This window comes from Microbacterium sp. AG790 (genome assembly GCF_003634765.1).
GTDB lineage: Bacteria > Actinomycetota > Actinomycetes > Actinomycetales > Microbacteriaceae > Microbacterium.
On record NZ_RBWZ01000009.1, the window covers coordinates 1 to 19,615 of the forward strand.

At 69.5% G+C, this 19,615-nt stretch carries 17 protein-coding genes; 3 read left to right on the forward strand and 14 right to left on the reverse strand.

Annotated features, from left to right (window positions below; all coding sequences use genetic code 11):
* Positions 1-228 precede the first annotated feature (228 nt).
* Positions 229-1,497 (forward strand): CoA transferase, encoded by a 1,269-nt coding sequence (locus tag DEU37_RS09580; protein ID WP_121190500.1) that lies wholly within the window; start codon positions 229-231, stop codon positions 1,495-1,497.
* Between the two features lie 55 nt (positions 1,498-1,552).
* Here the strand turns inward: DEU37_RS09580 and DEU37_RS09585 are convergent, their stop codons facing one another.
* The 6 genes from DEU37_RS09585 to tyrS form a co-directional block, all read right to left on the reverse strand.
* Positions 1,553-2,674 carry a sugar-binding protein gene (locus tag DEU37_RS09585; RefSeq protein WP_005048981.1) on the reverse strand — a complete coding sequence of 374 codons (1,122 nt, stop codon included), beginning with the start codon at positions 2,672-2,674 and terminating at the stop codon, positions 1,553-1,555.
* 47 nt (positions 2,675-2,721) lie between these two features.
* Positions 2,722-4,065 carry a multiple monosaccharide ABC transporter permease gene (gene mmsB, locus DEU37_RS09590; protein WP_005048979.1) on the reverse strand — a complete coding sequence of 448 codons (1,344 nt, stop codon included), beginning with the start codon at positions 4,063-4,065 and terminating at the stop codon, positions 2,722-2,724.
* Complete coding sequence (gene mmsA / locus DEU37_RS09595) at positions 4,062-5,609, reverse strand: multiple monosaccharide ABC transporter ATP-binding protein (protein WP_005048976.1); 1,548 nt, start codon at positions 5,607-5,609, stop codon at positions 4,062-4,064. Before mmsA ends, mmsB begins: the two co-directional genes overlap by 4 nt.
* A gap of 141 nt (positions 5,610-5,750) precedes the next feature.
* Positions 5,751-6,818, reverse strand: a complete 1,068-nt coding sequence (locus tag DEU37_RS09600) for a LacI family DNA-binding transcriptional regulator (RefSeq protein ID WP_121190501.1) — start codon at positions 6,816-6,818, stop codon at positions 5,751-5,753.
* A gap of 24 nt (positions 6,819-6,842) precedes the next feature.
* Positions 6,843-7,613: a DUF4184 family protein gene (locus tag DEU37_RS09605; protein ID WP_121190502.1), complete on the reverse strand. Its 771-nt coding sequence runs from the start codon at positions 7,611-7,613 to the stop codon at positions 6,843-6,845.
* Positions 7,614-7,641: 28 nt separating this feature from the next.
* Positions 7,642-8,973, reverse strand: coding sequence for a tyrosine--tRNA ligase (tyrS, locus tag DEU37_RS09610; protein ID WP_121190503.1), 1,332 nt, complete (start codon positions 8,971-8,973; stop codon positions 7,642-7,644).
* A 103-nt stretch (positions 8,974-9,076) separates the two neighbouring features.
* Here tyrS and DEU37_RS09615 point away from each other — a divergent pair, with 103 nt between their 5' ends.
* The gene (locus tag DEU37_RS09615; RefSeq protein WP_036287126.1) at positions 9,077-9,670 is read left to right on the forward strand and encodes a hypothetical protein; all 594 of its coding nucleotides are present in this window, start codon (positions 9,077-9,079) and stop codon (positions 9,668-9,670) included.
* A 14-nt stretch (positions 9,671-9,684) separates the two neighbouring features.
* On the opposite strand, the gene DEU37_RS09620 is transcribed toward DEU37_RS09615, so the two are convergent.
* Entirely contained in the window at positions 9,685-10,332 is a 648-nt protein-coding gene (locus tag DEU37_RS09620; protein WP_121190725.1) for a SatD family protein, read from the reverse strand.
* Between the two features lie 47 nt (positions 10,333-10,379).
* Positions 10,380-11,816 carry an argininosuccinate lyase gene (gene argH, locus DEU37_RS09625; RefSeq protein ID WP_121190504.1) on the reverse strand — a complete coding sequence of 479 codons (1,437 nt, stop codon included), beginning with the start codon at positions 11,814-11,816 and terminating at the stop codon, positions 10,380-10,382.
* 233 nt (positions 11,817-12,049) lie between these two features.
* Here argH and DEU37_RS09630 point away from each other — a divergent pair, with 233 nt between their 5' ends.
* Positions 12,050-13,114, forward strand: a complete 1,065-nt coding sequence (locus tag DEU37_RS09630; RefSeq protein ID WP_259457239.1) for a hypothetical protein — start codon at positions 12,050-12,052, stop codon at positions 13,112-13,114.
* 5 nt (positions 13,115-13,119) lie between these two features.
* Here DEU37_RS09630 and DEU37_RS09635 read toward each other — a convergent pair whose 3' ends face one another.
* Genes DEU37_RS09635 through argC form a run of 6 tightly spaced genes read right to left on the reverse strand, consistent with a single transcriptional unit; the run spans position 13,120 to position 19,551 of the window.
* Positions 13,120-14,208: a DUF418 domain-containing protein gene (locus DEU37_RS09635; RefSeq protein WP_121190506.1), complete on the reverse strand. Its 1,089-nt coding sequence runs from the start codon at positions 14,206-14,208 to the stop codon at positions 13,120-13,122.
* Between the two features lie 25 nt (positions 14,209-14,233).
* Positions 14,234-15,157: an ornithine carbamoyltransferase gene (argF, locus tag DEU37_RS09640; protein WP_121190507.1), complete on the reverse strand. Its 924-nt coding sequence runs from the start codon at positions 15,155-15,157 to the stop codon at positions 14,234-14,236.
* Positions 15,154-16,413, reverse strand: a complete 1,260-nt coding sequence (locus tag DEU37_RS09645; protein ID WP_121190726.1) for an acetylornithine transaminase — start codon at positions 16,411-16,413, stop codon at positions 15,154-15,156. The genes argF and DEU37_RS09645 overlap by 4 nt, the downstream gene beginning before the upstream one ends.
* 35 nt (positions 16,414-16,448) lie before the next feature.
* Positions 16,449-17,351, reverse strand: coding sequence for an acetylglutamate kinase (gene argB, locus DEU37_RS09650; protein ID WP_005048948.1), 903 nt, complete (start codon positions 17,349-17,351; stop codon positions 16,449-16,451).
* A complete protein-coding gene (argJ, locus tag DEU37_RS09655; protein ID WP_121190508.1) occupies positions 17,348-18,505 on the reverse strand; it encodes a bifunctional glutamate N-acetyltransferase/amino-acid acetyltransferase ArgJ in 1,158 nt (385 codons plus the stop codon). The genes argB and argJ overlap by 4 nt, the downstream gene beginning before the upstream one ends.
* A complete protein-coding gene (gene argC / locus DEU37_RS09660) occupies positions 18,502-19,551 on the reverse strand; it encodes an N-acetyl-gamma-glutamyl-phosphate reductase (protein WP_121190509.1) in 1,050 nt (349 codons plus the stop codon). Before argC ends, argJ begins: the two co-directional genes overlap by 4 nt.
* Positions 19,552-19,615 lie beyond the last annotated feature (64 nt).

A 19,615-nucleotide genomic window follows, 5' to 3' on the forward strand; every position in this document is an offset into this window, starting at 1 on the left:
GCGACAACAGCTACGAGAGAATACCCATCCTAGACCAGAAGTCCTCTTCTCTCTACCGAGAGGTTCGGGACGGGATTTCGTTCTCCACTTGAGGGCGGCAGACCTTCCGGCCCTTCGCTCTTCCCTGTGGGGCGAACAAGTAATAACTTACGCGCCACGACACCATCGAGCAAATCACACCCGCGTCCCGGGCGTGTCGCACGCTACACCCCGCCGTAGGCTCCCTCCATGAGTCCTCGTTCACTACTCGCGCGGCTTCCCGTCGGCACGCTGGCGACGGGCGCCGTCGCCAGCGTCGGCGCGGAGGCGGCCGCCCTCGCTGGTGTGTCTCCCACGGCGGTGGACGTCGAGGCGGTCGCCGTCGCGTACACGAGCGAGCGGTGGTTCCGACGGGATGGGGAGCCGGGCATCGGCTTCGCCCCGCTCTCGGGCTTCTTCCGCACACGGGACGGCTGGGTGCGCACACATGCCAACTACCCGCACCACGAGCGTGCCCTGCGCGACGGGCTCGGCCTGGTCGATGCGCCGCAGGATGGCGATGGCCTCGATCGCGTGCGAGCGCGGCTGCGCGCACTGTCCACCGGAGAAGCCGTCGGGATGATCACGCGGAAAGGAGGTCTGTGCGTCGAGGTGCGACGGGAGGATCCCGCGACGGACGAGCGGCTCCGGGCATCACCGCTGACCACCGTGCGCCGCGTGGCGGACAGCCCGATCGCAACGATGGACGCTGATGCCTCGGCTCCCCTTCACGGCGTGCGCATCCTCGATCTCACCCGCGTCATCGCCGGGCCGGTGGCGACGCGGACGCTCGCTCTTCTCGGCGCCGACGTGCTCCGCGTCGATTCCCCCCGGATGCCGGAGATCGCCGTCCAGCATCTGGATACCGGTCACGGCAAGCGCAGCACCCTGATCGATCTCGATGCCGACGCCGATCGCCGACTCTTCGACGGCCTTCTCGCCACCGCGGACATCGTGGTCCTCGGCTATCGACCCGATGCCCTCTCGCGACGGGGCCTGGAACCCCGTGCGCTGTGCGCGCGGCATCCCGGCATGATCGTGGCCCGACTCAGTGCGTGGGGTGCCGCGGGCGGACGCGGCTTCGACAGCCTCGTGCAGGCGGCGTCCGGCATCGCCTGGATCGAGTCCGCCGACGGCCGCACCCCGGGCGCGCTCCCCGCCCAGGCGCTGGATCACACGGCAGGCTATGCGCTGGCCGCCGCAGTGATCACGGCACTGCGCCGTCGCGGCGAGGTCGGAGGAAGCTGGCTCGTCGAGACGTCCCTCCGACGCGTCGCGGCGGAACTCCTCTGCATCCGCCGGGGTGAGGCGGGCGATCTCGCCGCACCGGCGGATCCCGCGCGCTACCTTCAGCGCTTCACCGTCGGCGGCCACGATGTCGTTACCGCCGGGCCGGCCGTCACCTACACGGGGGCACCGACGCGCTTCTCGCCGCCGGAGCCGTGGGGCGCCGGCGACCCCGTCTGGCTCCCCCGCTGAGACGACGACGGCCCCCGCTCCGAAGAACGGGGGCCGTCGTGGGCGTGCGGGTCGCTTACTGGGCGGCCTTCACGATGTCCAGGAGCTTGGGGCTGTTGGCGTAGGCCTCGGCCGCGTTCTCCTTGGTGACGATGACCGGCGGCAGCAGGTAGGCCGGGACGACCTTGACACCGTTGTTGTACTGCGTGGTGTCGTTGACCTCGGGCGTCTCACCCTTCTGGAGCGACTGGATCATCTTGATCGTCTGGGCGACGAGGAGCGAGGTGTCCTTGTTGATGGTGGAGTACTGCTCCCCCGCCATGATCGACTTGACCGACTCGGCCTCGGAGTCCTGACCGGTGACGGTGAACTGCGAGATGTTCTTGCCGGCCTGCTTCACCGAGGTGATGATGGCGCGAGCCAGCGTGTCGTTCGGCGAGAGCACGCCGTCGATGGTCGCCGAGGTGTAGTTGGCCGTGAGCAGCGAGTCCATCCGGCTCTGCGCGTTCTCGGCCTTCCAGCCCTGCGTCGCCGTCTGCTGGATGGCGGTCTGGCCCGACACGACCTTCAGCGTGCCGTCGTCGATCTTCGGCTGCAGCACCTTCATGGCGCCGTTGAAGAAGACCGCCGAGTTGGCGTCGTCGGGCGAGCCGGAGAACAGCTCGATGTTCCACGGCGCGCCGTGGCCCGAACGCTTCTGCAGACCGTCGAGGAGGGCCTGACCCTGCAGCTCGCCGACCTTGAAGTTGTCGAACGCGACGTAGTAGTTCACGTTCGGCGTGTTCTCGATGAGGCGGTCGTACGCGATCACCGTGACACCGGCATCCGCCGCCTGCTGCAGCTGCGTGCCGAGCTGCTTGCCGTCCTTGGCACCGATGACGATGACCTTGGCGCCGTTGGTGATCATCGAGGAGATCTGGTTCTGCTGCTCGGCGACCGTGTTGGATGCCGGCGCGTACTGCACGTCGGCCTTGAACCCGGCCTGCTCGAGGCCGTTCTTGAACAGGTCACCGGCGAGCACCCAGTTCTCCGACGTCTTGTCGGGAAGTGCAATGCCGATCGAGGCGTCCGCGGCGAAGCCGGCGGCGGCCCCCGCCGATGCGGTCGCGTCGCCGCCGCGCCCGGAGCTCGAGCAGCCCGTGAGCGCGAGTGCCGTGACGGCGGCCAGTGAGGCTGCCGCAAGAGCGATTCTCTTCATTGATTCATCACTTTCTCTGGTGAGGGTGAGGCGAGTCGTTCCCGGACCTACACCTTGGGGAGGTCGGCCGGCTGGCTCGACTCGTTCGTGCCCGACGTCGGGATGACGGCGGGGACGTCTGTGATCACGGCTGCACTCTTGTCGCGACGGCGCAGGAGCAGACCGATGATGGAAGGACCGCCGCGACGCTTGCTGATCACGTCGATGGCGACGGCGAACAGGAGCACGAGGCCCTTGGTGATCTGGATCGCGTCGGCCTGGGCGCCGATCAACTGCAGACCGTTGTTGAGGAAGGCCATGACGAGCCCGCCGATGATCGAGCCGATGACCGTGCCGATGCCGCCGGAGACCGCGGCGCCACCGATGAACACGGCCGCGATCGCGTCGAGCTCCCAGCCGTTGCCGTCCTGCGGGCCGGATGCCGTGGCACGCCCGACGTAGATCATTCCGGCGACGGCGGCGAGCACCGACATGTTCATCATGACGAAGAAGTCGACGCGGCGGTCCTTAATGCCCGACAGCGCCGCCGCGAGGCGGTTGCCGCCGACCGCGTAGATGTGGCGGCCGAACACCGTGCGGTTGGTGACGAACGAGTAGATCACGACGAGCACCAGCAGGATCACGCCGGAGATCGGGAAGCTCGTGCCCGGGCGTCCCGTGGCGAACAGCCACGCCGCCCAGAGGATCGCGGCCGAGAGGATGACGACCTTCACGCCCGACACCCAGACCGGAGCGGAGTCCGCACCGATCTTGGCCTGCTGACGCCGCAGACGCCACTCGTTGTAGACGATCCACGCCACGCCGACGAGGCCGAGGAGCATCGTGAGCACGTTGAAGTCGACGGCGATCGGAAGTTCGGGCAGGTAGCCCGAGCCGATGTAGCTGTACTCCGGCGGCACCGGCGTGGTGGTCGACTGCCCGATCCACTGGTTGCCACCGCGGAAGATCAGCATTCCCGCGAGCGTCACGATGAACGCCGGCACTCCGACATACGCGACCCAGAACCCCTGCCACGCGCCCACGAGCGCGCCGACGACGAGCCCGATGAGGATCGCCACGGGCCAGGGCATGTTCCACTCGCTCATCGACTGCGCCACGATGATGCCGACGAAGGCGGCGACCGACCCGACGGACAGGTCGATGTGTCCCATGATGATGACCATCACCATGCCGATCGCGAGGATCAGGATGTAGGACTGCTGGCTGACGACGTTGATGAGGTTCTGGGGAGAGAGCGTCGTGCCCCCGGTCCAGATCTGGAAGATCAGGATGATGGCGATCAGCGACGCCAGGATGCCGAACTGGCGGAGGGACGAGGTGCCCCCGCCGAACATCTTCTTCAGGTCGGAGATGCCGCCTGAACGCTTGGTGGGTACCGTTTCGGTGCTCATCGTTGTGCCTTCTGTCGTGCGGAGGTCATGCTGCGCATGAGGTTCTCGGGGGTTGCGTCGGCGACGGGCAGGTCATCGGTGATCTGCCCCTCGAAGATCGTGTAGATGCGGTCGGAGATGCCGAGCAGTTCCGGCAGCTCGCTCGAGATGAGGATCACGCCCTTGCCCTGCGCCGCCAGCTGCTGGATGATCGCGTAGATCTCGTACTTCGCGCCGACGTCGATCCCGCGCGTCGGCTCGTCGAGGATCAGCAGTTCGGGGTCGGTGAACATCCACTTCGCCAACACGACCTTCTGCTGGTTGCCGCCGGAGAGCTTCGAGACGCCGACGTCGACGCTGGGCGTCTTGATGCGCAGCTTCTTGCGGTAGTCGTCCGCGATGTCGTTCTCGGCGTAGGGGTCGATGACGCCGTTGCGCGCGATCTTCTTCAGCTTGGCGGCCACGATCGAGCGCTTGATCGTGTCGAGCAGGTTGAGCCCGAGCACCTTGCGGTCCTCACTCACGTAGGCCATGCCGTGATCGATCGCGGACTGGACGTCCTTGATCGAGACTTCCTTGCCGTCGATGAGGATCTGTCCCGACTCGTACGTGCCGTAGGAGCGGCCGAACAGGCTCATCGCCAGCTCGGTGCGCCCCGCACCCATGAGTCCGGCGATACCGACGATCTCACCCCGACGGACGTAGAGGTTGGAATGCTTGGCGACGAGGCGCTCGGGGATCTGGGGGTGGCGCACCGTCCAGTCGCGCACCTCGAAGAAGACCTCGCCGATGTGAGGCGTCCGGTCGGGGAAGCGGCTCTCCAGAGAGCGACCCACCATGCCGCGGATGATGCGGTCCTCGTCCACCGCGCCCGTCGCGACATTGAGCGTCTCGACCGTGCGGCCGTCGCGGATGATCGTGATGGAATCGGCGATCTGCTCGATCTCGTTGAGCTTGTGACTGATGATGATCGAGGAGATTCCCTTGCCCTTGAGGGACAGGATCAGATCGAGCAGGTGCTGCGAGTCGTCCTCGTTCAGCGCTGCGGTGGGCTCGTCGAGGATGAGGAGCTTGACGTCCTTCGCGAGAGCCTTCGCGATCTCGACGAGCTGCTGCTTGCCGACGCCGAGATGCTTGACCTGCGTGTCGGGGTCGTCGCGCAGCCCCACCCGCGCCAGCAGGTCGACGGCGCGCAGACGTGCGGTGCTCCAGTCGATGACGCCGCCGCGCTGGATCTCGTTGCCGAGGAAGAGGTTCTCCGTGATCGAGAGCTCGGGGATCAGCGCGAGCTCCTGGTGGATGATCGCGATGCCGGCGTTCTCGCTCGCGCGGATGTCCTTGAACTGGACGACCTCGCCGCGGTACCAGATGTCGCCGCTGTAGGTGCCGTACGGGTAGACCCCGGAGAGCACCTTCATGAGCGTGGACTTCCCGGCACCGTTCTCGCCGCAGATGGCGTGGACTTCGCCCGCGGCGACGGTGATCGACACGTCGCTGAGCGCTTTCACACCCGGGAACTCCTTGGTGATGGAGCGCATCTCCAGGATCGGCACTGCATCCGGCATGGTGCGCGACCTCCTCGTCGTCAGCTTGTCTTCGTTGAGCGGGCTTCGCTCCGAAGCCCAATGTGACCGTTCACATCGCTTGAACATCGTGCACCCTCCGACCGGGGTTGTCAATCGCGGAAGGGCGCCGTTATCGAAGCGTCATCTTTTCGCCGTGAGGGCGACGGCACACGACTCCCGCACCACGAGCGAGGGCTCCAGATTCATGCCGCTCGCGGCATCCGTGGGGACCTCCGGCTCTCCGATGGCACGCAACAGCGCCGCCATCGCACGCTCGCCCAGCCCGGCGAACTGCTGATGGACGGTCGTCAGGGGCGGCCACGCATGCGCGGCGAGGGGGATGTCGTCGAAGCCGACGACGCTCACCTGGCGCGGGACATCGATGCCCAGATCACGGAAACCGTGGATCATCCCGAGCGCCATGGCGTCATTGGCGGCGAACACCGCGGTGAAGTCCAGACGGCGCGACAGCTCCACGGCGGCGCGGTAGCCGAAGTCGGCGGTCCAATCACCGAGGATCGGGGGGCGGGTCGGCAGATCAGCGTCCGACAGAGCCCGCAGGTAGCCCTGCATGCGGCTCTCCGCCTCGATCCAATCCTGCGGACCCGCCACGTGCACGATCTCGGTGTGTCCCAGCGAGATCAGATGCTCGGTGGCGAGCATGCCGCCGCGCACCTGATCCTCCGCGAGTTCCGCGATCCCCCGCTCGGCGCTGTGGAGCCCGAGGTAGGGGATGTCGACATCGAGTTCGGCGAGCACGTCGAACACCCGCACCTGCGGAGCGTGCACGATGATGCCCTCGACCGACTGCCGACGCAGATGCTCGACGGCGGCGGCGATCGTCTCGGGGCGCGTATCGCGCAGATAGGCGGAGTTCACCCAGTAGCCACGTTCGCGCGCGGCATCCTCGAGAGCCGCGAGGCTGGATGACGGACCGTACTCGCCCCGCGAGCCCAGCACGACCCCGAGAGTCTGCGACCTGCTGGTCACGAGGGCACGCGCCGCCTGGTTCGGCCGATATCGCAGGTCGGCCATGGCGTCGAGCACCCGCTGCTTGGTCTCGGGCCGGATCGACGGGTGGCCGTTCAGCACGCGCGAGACGGTCTGATACGAGACGTCGGCGGCGCGCGCGACGTCGCGGATGCTCGCGCTGCGCGCCTTCTCCTCGCCAGCCGACACGGTGCCCTCGCCTTCGATGTGCACGTTCACATTACCGCGGTGACACGCAACGCGTCACGCCGCGCGACGGCGGCGAACCGTGATGACGGCGCAGAGAACGAGGGTGGCCGCGCCCCAGAGGGCGCAGGCGGGCGGAAGCACACGGTACGCCAGGTGGCGCACCGTCCATTCGGGCGTGAAGGGACCATAGACGGCGAGGCCGAGGACCCACGCCGCCAGCAGCACGAGCGGCAGCGAGAGCCACCACAGATACCGAACGATCGGCGGGATGCCGGTCGTCGCCGGCTCCGTACGGCGTCGACGCAGCCACAGCGCGGCGGCGAGAGCGAGCACGATCAACCCGAACGCGGTGGAGCCGTACTGCAGCCACTTGAGCCCCAGGAGCGGCCCCCACTGCTCGTCGAGCGCGGGGAACAGCTGGGTGCCCCACCGCCCCTCGTGCGTGAACGCGTCCCACGCGATGTGGGACGCGACACCCAGCAGCAGGGACAGCGCTGCCAGAAGAACGGAGACCGCGGGCGCTCGGCGGCCCCACCAGGGCGGCACGCCGACGCGATCCCACTCCACCGGCAACCGCGCCGCGAGCCACGACGGCGACAGCGCGCGCACCGCGGGACGCAGCAGCAGGTACCACAGCGCCGTCAGAGCGGCGGCGATCAGGGTCGAGACCACGAGGTTCGTATGGGTGAGCTGGTACGACACCGGCGTGCCACGCACGAAGAGCGGCAGGTCGGGCGTCATCGCGCCGATCGCAATCGCCGCCGGAAGCAGCGGCGACCGCACGAACGGCAGCGCCACCACGGCGTGCGAGACAGTGAACGGCATGCGACCTCCGGCGCGGTGTCGGGCCCGGTCAGGCCGCAGGAGCGACGAAGAGCCCCGCGAGGGTCTTCTTGCCGCGGCGGAGCACAGCCACGCCGCCGGGCAGCGCACCCGCGATCGCGGTGGACTCGTCATCGACCTTGACCCCGTCGAGGCTGACCCCGCCCTGCGCGATCGAGCGGCGCGCCTCGCCGAGACTCGCGCACAGTCCCGTCTCCACCAGGGCTTGGGACACCGTGGTGCCGGCCGGGATCGTCGCGTGCGGCAGCTCCTCCAACGCGGTGCGCAGCGTGGCGGCATCCAGCGCCTCGAGTTCGCCCGCGCCGAACAGGGCCTCGGATGCCGCGATCACGGCGGCCGTGGCCTGCGGCCCGTGCACGGTCGTGGTCACTTCGAGCGCGAGACGCTTCTGCGCGGCACGGCGGAACGGCTCCGCGGCCACCAGCTGCTCGTACTGCTCGATCTCCTCCCGGGACAGGAACGTGAAGATCTTCAGTCGCTCGATGATGTCGGCGTCGTCGGTGTTCAACCAGAACTGGTACATCCGGTACGGGCTGCACATCTCGGCATCCAGCCAGATGGCATTGCCCTCGCTCTTACCGAACTTCGTGCCGTCGCTGTTGGTGATCAGGGGCGTGCCGATCGCGTGCACCGAGACACCTTCGACGCGGTGGATGAGGTCGGTGCCACTGGTGAGGTTTCCCCACTGGTCGGACCCGCCGGTCTGCAGCACGCAGCCGTACTGGCGATGCAGCTCGAGGTAGTCCATCCCCTGCAGGATCTGGTAGCTGAACTCGGTGTAGCTGATGCCCGCTTCGGAGTTCAGCCGCGCGGCGACGGCATCCTTCTTCAGCATCGTGCCGACGCGGTAGTACTTGCCGATCTCGCGGAGGAAGTCGATGGCGCTCATCGGCGCCGTCCAGTCGAGGTTGTTGACCATGCGCGCGGCGTTGTCGCCGTCGAAGCTCAGGTAGCGCTCGACCTGGGCACGCAGGTTGCCCACCCACTCGGCGACCGTGTCCTTCGTGTTGAGCGTGCGCTCCGCCGTGGGCCGGGGATCGCCGATGAGTCCGGTCGATCCGCCGACGAGACCGAGCGGGCGGTGACCGGCCAGCTGCAGACGGCGCATCAGCAGCAGCTGTACGAGGTTTCCCAGGTGCAGGCTCGGTGCCGTCGGGTCGAAGCCGCAGTAATACGTGATGGGCTCGCCGCCCAGCAGATCGCGCAGAGCGGTCTGGTCGGTGGACACGTGGACCAGGCCCCGCCAGACGATCTCGTCCCAGACGTTCTCGAACGAGGGGTCGTTGGCAGGGGCCAGCGCACGCGCAGGCGCGGAAGCACTCACGGAGACGGTTTCAGACACGCGCCCCAGGTTATCAGCGGCGGATGCCGCGCCCCGATCGCACCGATGGGGCTCGCGTCCGCGCCGCCGCGGCGACGTCAGGGCCCCGTGCGAGACTGACGGCATGGATCCCGACACCCCGGCGATCGTCACGCTGATCGGCGTGATCGTGCTGTTCATCGCGCTGTGCGCGGCCCTGATCCTCGTCGTGATCTCGCTTCGGCGTCCGCGAGGCCCGGTGCTGATCGCCGCGGCGGCGATCGTCGTGCTCGCACTCGTCACGCTCAGCATCCTGCCCGCGCACCTGCCCGTCCTGGCCGCCGCTGCGCTGGCGATCCTCGGCACCGCGCTGGCGATCGTCGGCGGCAACCCGTTCACGCGCTGGGTGCTGTCGGTCGCCGACGGCGGCCGGACGACAGAGGGCCCGCGCGGCGGCATCCTCGTCGAGATGATGTCCGGCCGCGATACCGATGCCGTCCACGAGGAGGAGATCCTGCGCGGCGGCACGACGATCGGCTACCTCGAGCGGGCGTGCGCGGCCCTCGGCATCCTCGCCGGCTTTCCCGGAGCGGTCGCCATCGTCGTGGCGCTCAAGGGCGTCGGACGATTCACGGAGCTGGCCACACCGGCCGCACGCGAGAGATTCATCGTCGGCACGATGGCGAGTCTGCTGTGGGCGTGCGCCGTCGCGGGAGTCGTCTGGCTCGCGGTCTGGTGACGTGAGCCGGGGGCTCACACCTCGGATGACGGTGTCGGGTCGGCGCGTAGTTGCCTGTACCCCTCGACGAGGGCGGCGACCCCCGCCACCCCGAGGGCTTGAGAAACCGCCGACTGGGTGATGCCCTCCGCGGCCGCGAGCTCCGCCTGCGTCGCCCCGAGGATCCGCCCATAGGCAAGCCGGCGGGTGCGCGGCGCCATGGAGGTCACCAGCTGGTCCCGCGCGAGGAGGTAGGCGTTGGCCACCCGGACGTCGACGGCGGTTCGGGCATCGGCGACGACCCAGGTGCGCGCGCCCGGGATCGTGCGCGCCTGCGCGGCGTGGATGGCATCGATCGCTTCCCGCGCAGCCCACCACCCCGGCCCCTCGGCGAGCGTCCCTACGCGGGAGGGGACGTCGCTGTGCGCTCCGATCCCGATGCCGAAACGACAGTCGAGATCGTCGGGCAGCGCGAGCCGAATCAGCAGCAGGGCCGCCATGGCGGCATCCAGAGAGGGGTAGACACCCTGCAGCTCGTCACCCACCGTCGCGGTGAGCTGTCGCTCCGCCAGGGGCACGTCCCGCTCGACGCGGGCGATCGCCTCTTCGAGAGCACGCTGGGCGGCAGCCCGATCGGGAAGACCACGCGATCCGACGATGTCGGCGATCACAGCGACACTCATGAAAAGAAGCATATCGCTGATATCCAGAAAATATCAGTATATGACTGCTATTCGAGATCGATCAGTGCGCGTGCGGCGCTCTGCGAGCGGGCGATGAGCTCGGCGCGCTGCTCCGCCACGCGGACACCCGCCGTGCCTCCGGCGCCGGTGCGGCTCGCGACCGACCCCTCGATCGTCAGCACCTCGCGGACGTTCGGGGTCAGATGCGTCGACACCTCCGCGAGCAGAGCGTCATCGGCATCCTCGAGTCCGATTCCGCGCTCCTCGCACGCGCGCACGAGCGACCCGGAGATCTCGTGTGCGTCACGGAACGGCACGCCCTGCTTCACGAGCCACTCGGCCACGTCGGTGGCCAGCGAGAATCCGGCCGGGGCGAGGGCGGCCATGCGCGCCGTGTCGAAACGCATCGTCGCCACCATGCCGGCGAATGCGGGCAGCACGGTCTCGAGCGTGAGGACCGAGTCGAAGACCGGCTCCTTGTCCTCCTGCAGATCGCGGTTGTAGGCCAGCGGCAGCGCCTTCAGCGTCGCTAGAAGACCCGACAGGTTGCCGATCAGGCGTCCCGCCTTGCCGCGAGCGAGCTCGGCGATGTCGGGGTTCTTCTTCTGCGGCATGATGCTGGAGCCCGTGGAGTAGCCGTCGTCGAGCGTGACGAAGCCGAACTCGCGGGTGTTCCAGATGATGATGTCTTCCGCGAAACGCGAGAGATCCACACCGATCATGGCCGCGATGAAGGCGAACTCGGCGACCACGTCACGCGAACTCGTGCCGTCGAGGGAGTTCTCCGCCGGACGGGCGAGTCCGAGCCGGTCGGCGACCAGCTGGGGGTCGAGGCCGAGGGTCGCACCGGCGAGCGCTCCCCCGCCGTAGGGCGAGACCGACGCCCGCGCCGCCCAGTCGCGGAGCCGCTCGAGATCACGAACGAGGGGCCAGCCGTGGGCCTGCAGGTGGTGGGCCAGCAGGATCGGCTGCGCGTGCTGCAGGTGGGTGCGCCCCGGCATGATCGCTTCGGCGTGCGCCTCGGCCTGCGACACGATGGCATCGACGACACGCAGGAGATCGCGGGCGATCACGCGGGCGTGGTCGAGCAGGTACAGCCGCACGAGGGTGGCGATCTGATCGTTGCGGCTCCGACCCGCGCGGAGCTTGCCGCCGAGCGCCGGACCGATCTCGGCGATGAGGGCGGCTTCCAGCGCGCCGTGCACGTCCTCATCCGTCGGCTGGGCGACCAGTGAACCGTCGGCGACCGCCGCCGCCAGGGCATCAAGCCCCGCGTGCATCCGCGCCTCTTCGTCGGCGGTGAGGTACCCGGCGGCGGCGAGCGCCGCGGCGTGCGCGTGCGAACCGGCGATGTCGTAGGGCGCGAGCACCCAATCGAAGTGCGTGGAACGGCTGAGGGTCGCAAGTTCCGGTGAGGGCCCCGACGCGAAGCGTGCCCCCCAGAGTGCGCCGTCGTTCGTGCCGTGCGGTGTCGTTTCGCTCACCGCACCAGCCTAGCGAGCACCGCGCCGACGCTCCGCCCGGTGCGCTCCGCGCGGCGCAGAGCCCGCCGCAGCGCGTTCATCCGTCCCGACGCGTCGCATCGCGGCATCCGATGCGACCAGACGAGACGGATGAGCGAGCCGCGGACCCCTCCCCACACCGCCCCGCTGCTCACGTATGCACAGATACCGCCGCCCGACCCGTCGCGCGGGAGGAGGCGCGCCACGCTGCGATGATGAGTCGTCGCCCGTCGCCGCTGCCCGACAGCCTTCCGGAGTCGTTCTCCGTCGCGCAGGCGCAGGATGCCGGGGTATCGCCGCGCCGGCTCCGCGCGCGCGATCTGGCCTCGCCGTTCCGGGGCGTGCGATCGCGGCCTCCAGCGGAGTCCGCGGCTGCGGTGGACGATGACGCGTCGCCCGCTGCGAACGAGAATGCGCGGCTGCGGCTGACGATCCAGCGGGCGGCGCGCGCGTATGCGACCCGAGCGGTCCCCGGCATCCTGTACACCCACGTCACGGCGGCGGTGATCTGGGATCTGCCGCTTCCGCTGCGGGTGCTGCTGCGCGGCGCCGAAGCGATCGACGTCGCCGTGCTCGGCGAGCGGCGAGCACCGAAGGGCGTGGGGGTGCGGGGCCATCAGCTGCGCGCCGAGCTCACGAGGACCGGCGTGCGGCGCGGGTTGCGCGTGGCCGCGCCGGCATCGGTGTGGGTGCAGCTGGCTCCGCTGCTGTCGGTGGGCGAGCTCGTCGAGGTGGGTGACGCGATCGTGCACATCCCGCGGCGACGGGGGATGCATCGCGGCACGCCCGCTGACGCCTTGGCGACGCGTGACGACCTGCTGGAGGCGATGGAGGCCGGCCGCCGCGTCGGTGCTGCGCGACTGCGCGCGGCACTGGGGCTGATCCGGGTCGGGGCGGCCTCACCACCGGAGACGCGGATACGTCTCGCGTGCGCGCGCCGGCAGCTACCCGAGCCCCTCCTCGACGTCGACGTGTTCGGCGTGGACGGCAGACCCATCGGCTTCACCGAACTGGCTTTCCCGGACCACGGCGTCCTCGTGGAGTACGAGGGCGATCACCACCGCCGATCGCCGAAGCAATGGCAGCGCGACATCGAGAAGCACGCGGCCTGCGTGGCCGCGGGCTGGGAGGTCGTGCGCCTGACGGCCGTAGACCTGCATCGGGACGCTGCTCCCGCCGCCGCGAAGATCGCCGCAGCGTTGGCTCGCGGCGATCTTCGCCGTTCATCCGTCCCGTGGGGTCGTGTCGCCGCTGCAGATGCGGCGGGAGGGGACGGATGAACGGCTCAACCGGGGATGACCGCGCGGGTGGCGTATGCCAGGGCGCGTTCCAGGGGGCCGCGGCCGAGGACGAGGGCCCACGCGGTGCAGAACACGAGCGTCACGCCGACGAACGGCCAGAACGGCTGCAGGTCGCGAAAGCCCGACAAGTCGCCGACGTCGCCCAGGGCAAGGGATGCCCACACGGCCCACGCGACGATCTGCCCGACGTACGCGCTGAGCGGCATCGATCCCACGGCGCGAACGGGCAGCAGCACGGTGCGCGCAGGCGTGCGGCAGATCAGCAGACACAGGCCGATGACGGCGAGAGCGAAGCCGCCCGATCCGACCGCCTCGAGCACACCGCCGGAGTGCGCGCCGTCGGCCAGCACCCGTCCGAGGTACGAGTCCTCGGGCAGGTCGATGACCGTGGATGCCGCGGCGGCCGCCATCGCGCACGCCGCGCCACCGACGACCAGCGCGACGAGGGTGCGCGCCGATCGCAGGTCGGAGCGCGCGGCGGCCAGACCCGCGATCAGGAAGGCCGCCCACACGAGGAAGGGATAGTGCCAGCCCAGCAGCAGAACGAGGTCGCCGCCGATCGCCCCGGCGTCCACGAGCGCCCGATCCGCCAGTGGCAGCACCCAGGGGGCGCCGACGCCGACGACCGCGGCGAGGACCCAAAGGGTGGATGCCGACAGGCGCAGCAGCGGCGCCGCGAGGAGGAACAGGATGCCGTAGGCCGGCAGGATCACGTAGACCGGCACACCCGTGGCATTCAGCAGCATCCCGATGCCCCAGATGATCGCCGCCCGCACGACCAGGCGTCGCCGCGCGACGACGAGCGTGCGACCCGTCGCGGGCCTGCTGCCCGCGCTCGCCCGCGCACCGGTCATGAGAGCGATCGAGACCCCCGCGAGCGTCGCGAACAAGATCGAGGACCGCCCGTTGACGAGATCGACCCACGTCTCGGGTTGCGCAGCATCGAAATGGGCGATCACCAGCAGGTGCGCGGCGAACATCCCGAACACCGCGAGACCCCGCGCGAGATCGACGCCGGCGAGCCTGCCGTCGCCATCCAACGTGCGCGCGCGGAGCGGACGGGGGGCCGTCATCGTCGTCCCACCGTCCGCATCCCGATCACTGCTGGCGCAACAGCCAGACCAGCAGGGCCTTCTGGGCGTGCAGCCGGTTCTCCGCCTCATCCCAGACCACGCTCTGCGGTCCGTCGATGACCTCGGCATCCACCTCGTACCCGCGGTCGGCGGGGAGGCAGTGGATGAAGATCGCGTCGGGATCGGCGAGGTCCATCGTCTCCTGCGTGACCTTGTATCCGCCGAGGTCGTGGACGCGCTGGATCTTCTCCTCCTCCTTGCCCATCGACACCCAGGTGTCGGTGACGATGACGTCGGAGCCGGCGGCCGCCTCGGCCGGATCGGTGAAGAGCGTGACCGAGCCGCCGGTCGTCGCCGCGATGCGATAAGCATCGGCGATGACGTCGGCGCGGGGGGCATATGCGGCGGGCGAGGCGACGCGCACGTGCATGCCGGCGGTGACGCCGGCCAGCACATAGGAGTGCCCCATGTTGGAGGTGCCGTCGCCGAAGAACGTGAGGGTCAGACCCTTCAGCTCGCCCTTGTGCTCGCGGATGGTGAGCAGGTCGGCGAGCAGCTGGCACGGGTGGAAGTCATCGCTGAGGGCGTTGATCACCGGAACGGTCGTGCCGCGCGCCATCTCCTCCAGGCCCGCCTGCGCGTAGGTGCGCCACACGATGGCCGCGACCTGGCGCTCCAGCACCCGCGCGGTGTCGGACGGCGTCTCCTTGCCCCCGAGCTGGCTGTTGGCGGTCGAGATGATCAGCGGCGATCCGCCGAGATCGGCGATGCCCACCGCGAACGACACGCGCGTGCGCGTCGAGCTCTTGTCGAAGATGACCGCCACGGTCTGGGGGCCTTCGAGGGGCTTGAGCTTCCAGCGATCCTTCTTCAGGGCGACGGCCAGATCGAGGATCTCGGCCTGCTCGGCCGGGGTGAGATCGTCATCGCGGAGCAGGTGGCGGGTCATGCGGAGGCCTCCGGGGTCGAGGGGTCGGACGCGTCGAGCACGAGGGCGTCGGCGACGGTCGCGAGGGAGCGGGTGAACAGGTCGATGAACTCGTCGATCTCGACGTCGCCGATGGTCAGCGCGGGCGCGATGCGGATCGTGCTGTCGTTGGCGGCGTTGACGATGAGCCCGTGCTGCTGCGCGGCGGCGACGAGCGCACCGGCCACGGGATGCCGCAGCGCGACGCCCAGCAGCAGACCGCGTCCGCGGCATCCTTCGATCAGTGCGGAGTCGATCTGAGCGATCGCGGCGCGCAGCTGCTCGCCGCGGACGGCGGCGTTGGCGACGAGTCCCGCGCGATCGATCTCGCCGAGCACGGCCAGGGAGGTCGCCGTCGCGAGCGGATTGCCGCCGAAGGTCGAGCCGTGCGTGCCCGGGTAGAAGAGGTCGCTGGCGGCGCCGAACGTGATGAGCGCACCGATCGGGAAGCCGCCGCCGATGCCCTTGGCGACGGTGATCGCGTCGGGCACGATGCCCTCGTGCTGGAAGGCGAACCAGGCGCCGGTGCGACCCGCGCCCGTCTGGATCTCATCGACGATCAGCAGCGCACCGTGACGCGCGGTGATCTCGCGTGCCGCGGCGAGGTATCCCTCCGGCAGCGGAACGACACCCGCCTCACCCTTGATGGGCTCGACGAACAGGGCCGCCACGTCGTCGCCCATGGCCGCCTCGAGGGCTTCCACCGTCGAGTCGAGGAACTCGACCCCGGGGACCATCGGCAGGAACGGTGCCTGCATGTACGGCTTTCCGGTGAGGGCGAGCGTTCCCATCGTGCGGCCGTGGAACGCATCCTTCAGCGCCAGGATGCGGGGGCGCGCGGCGCGCGCGTCCGTCGCCGCGCCGTGCAGGCGGGCGAGCTTGAAGGCGGCCTCGTTCGATTCGGCGCCCGAGTTCGCGAAGTACACGCGTCCGGTGTCTCCGGCACCCGACAGGCGCTTCAGCTCGGCGGCCAGCGCCAGCTGCGGCGGTGTCGCGAAGAAGTTCGACACGTGCGACAGCGTGGCGGCCTGGCGTGACACGGCCTCCACGAAGACGGGGTGTGCGTGACCGAGCGAGGTGACGGCGATGCCCCCGAGGAAGTCGAGGTAGCGGCGCCCGTCAGCGTCCCACAGCGACGAGCCCTCGCCGCGGACGAACAGGGCCATCCGGTCGCCGGCGTTGCGCACGAGGTCGCGCCCGGCATCCTCCTGCCACACCGCGCTCGTCGCCTCGAGCAGATCCGACTCCTGCACGCTCACGTTCTGTACGCCGCTCACTGCGCCACCACCTCTGTTCCGATTCCCTGCTCCGTGAAGACCTCGACCAGCACCGAATGGGGCTGGCGTCCGTCGATGATCGCCGCGGTGTCGACGCCGCCGTCGACGGCGTCGAGGCACGCCTGCATCTTCGGGATCATGCCCGACTCCAGCCGCGGCAGCATCGCGCGCAGCTCATCGGCGGTCAGATGCGAGACCAGCGAGTCGCGATTCGGCCAGTCGGCGTAGAGGCCCGCGACATCCGTGAGCACGACGAGCTTCGCCGCGCCCAGCGCGACGGCCAGAGCGGCTGCCGCGGCATCCGCGTTGACGTTCAGCGAGTGCCCGGGGTTGTCGAGGTCGGGTGCGATCGAGGAGACCACCGGGATACGACCGGCGGCGAGCTGGTCGAGCACCGGCTGCGGGTCGACGCGGACGACGTCGCCGACGGCGCCGAGGTCGTGCTCGGTGCCGTCGATCACCACGCCGCGCCGCCGCCCCTGGAAGAGCCCTGCGTCCTCCCCCGACACGCCGACGGCGAAGGGGCCGAACGCGTTGATGCGCCCGACCAGCTGCGGGTTCACCTGACCGGTGAGCACCATCCGCACGACGCTGATCGCCTCGGTCGAGGTCACCCGGTAGCCGCCCTTGAACTCGCTGGGGATGGCGAGCCGATCGAGCATCTGCGAGATCTGCGGGCCTCCCCCGTGCACGACGACCGGCTTGACACCGACGAACCGGAGGTACGCGATGTCCTGCGCGAACGCGTCCTGCAGCTCTTCGGAGACCATGGCGTTGCCGCCGTACTTGATCACGATGATCTGCTCGCGGAAGCGCTGCAGCCACGGCAGCGACTCGATGAGGACGGCGGCCTTCTCGGCGGCTTCCTCGGGCGTGGTCTGCTGGATCTTGCCGGTCATGAGCTGTACGCGCTGTTCTCGTGCACGTAGTCGTGCGTCAGATCGTTGGTGAAGATCGTCGCCGCCTCCTCGCCCTCCTTGAGGTCGATGAGCACGTCGGTCGCGCGCGGCGTGAGGTCGACCTCCTCGCGGGGGCGGTCCGGTGCGCCCGCGCTGCACAGTCGCACCCCGTTGAAGCTCACATCCACGGCGTAGGGGTCGAAGGCCGCCTGCGTCGTGCCGATCGCGGCCAGCACGCGGCCCCAGTTGGGGTCGTTTCCGAAGATCGCGGCCTTGAAGAGGTTGTTACGCGCGACCGAGCGCCCCACCTCGACGGCGTCGTCCTCGGATGCCGCGCCCACGACCCGGATGGTGATGTCGTGGCTCGCACCCTCGGCATCCGCCTGGAGCTGTCGGGCAAGAGAGGTGCACACCTGGATCAGTGCCGCACGGAACGCCTCCGCATCCGGCGCGAGGCCGCTGGCTCCGCTGACCATGAGGGTGACCTGATCGTTGGTCGACATGCAGCCGTCGGAGTCGAGCCGGTCGAAGCTCACCCGGGTGGCGGCACGCAGGTGCGAATCGGCCTCCGCGGCAGACAGCACCGCGTCGGTGGTGATGACCACGAGCATCGTGGCAAGGCCGGGAGCGAGCATCCCCGCACCCTTCGCCATCGCTCCGATGGTCCACCCCTCAGCGGTGACCACCGCCATCTTCGGCACGGTGTCGGTCGTCATGATCGCGCGCGCCGCGCCGTCTCCGCCATCGTCCGACAGCGCGGCGATCGCGCGCTCGGTGCCGTCGAGCACCTTCGCGCGGAAGACCTCGTCGCCCGTGCCGATGAGCCCGGTCGAGCACACGAGCACATCGCCGGGGCTGACGCCGAGCAGCTCGGCGGCCTTCTCGGCCGTCTGATGCGTCGTCTGGAAGCCGAACGCGCCGGTGAAGCAGTTCGCGCCACCCGAGTTGAGCACGATCGCCTCGACGGCGCCGTCCTGGATGGCCTGCTGCGACCACAGGATCGGGTTCGCCTTGGCGCGGTTGCTGGTGAAGACCGCGGCGCCGACGTTCAGCGGGCCACGGTTGACGACGACGGCGACATCGGGCTTGCCGGTCGACTTGAGGCCGGCCACGACACCGGCGGCGGCGAATCCTGCAGGGGCGGTGACGCTCACGGTGCCACTCCGTTCACGGTCAGACCCGTGGCCTCGGGAAGGCCCAGGGCGATGTTCATCGACTGGATGGCGGCACCGGCGGTGCCCTTGACGAGGTTGTCGACGGCGGTCACGACGACGACGCGGTTCGCGGCGCGATCGATCGCGAGGCCGATGAGGGCGGTGTTGGCGCCCAGCACGTCCGCCGTGCGGGGGAACTGGCCCTCGGGGAGCAGCTGCACGAACGTCTCCCGGTCGTACGCGCTCTCCCAGGCCGAGCGGATCTCGGCATCCGTCACGCCGTCCACGATCGGCGCCGTGGAGGTGGCAAGGATGCCGCGGGCCATCGGCACCAGCACCGGCGTGAACGAGACGCGGGCATCGGGAGCACCGGCGGCCGCGAGCGCCTGCTGGATCTCGGGGATGTGGCGGTGCGTGCCGCCGACGGCATACGGGTTCGCGGTGCCGAGGATCTCGGAGGCGAGCAGGTTCGTCTTCAGGCTCTTTCCCGCCCCCGACGGCCCCACGGCCAGCACGCTGACGATGTCGCGCGCATCGATCACCCCGGCAGCGACGCCGGGAACGAGGCTCAGCGCCACCGTGGAGGCGTTGCAGCCCGGGGCCGCGATGCGGGAGGCGCCGACGAGACGCTCCCGCTGCTTCTGTCCGCCGGCACCGACGATCAGCTCCGGCACGCCATACGTCCACGGCTCGTGGAAGGCGCCGCCGTAGAACGCGTCCCACGCCGCAGAGGAGGTCAGGCGGTGATCGGCACCGGCGTCGATGACCAGCGGCGTCTCGGCGAGCGCATCGGTGTACTGACCGGACTGGCCGTGCGGGAGGGCGAGGAAGACGACATCGTGGCCGGCGAGCACCTCGGGCGTCGTCGGCTGCAGGGTGAGACCGGCCAGCGAACGCAGGTGCGGCTGATGCTGGATGAGCGCATCGCCCGCGTTGCTGTGCGCGGTGACGGTGCGGATGTGGACGTCGGGATGGGCGGCGAGGAGGCGCAGGATCTCGCCGCCGGCATAGCCGGAAGCGCCGGAGACGGCGACCGAAAGGGTCATTGTTCAACCTTATTGTGACGTGAGTCGGCAAACGGTGGGCTCGAAGCGGCGACACCGGCGACTC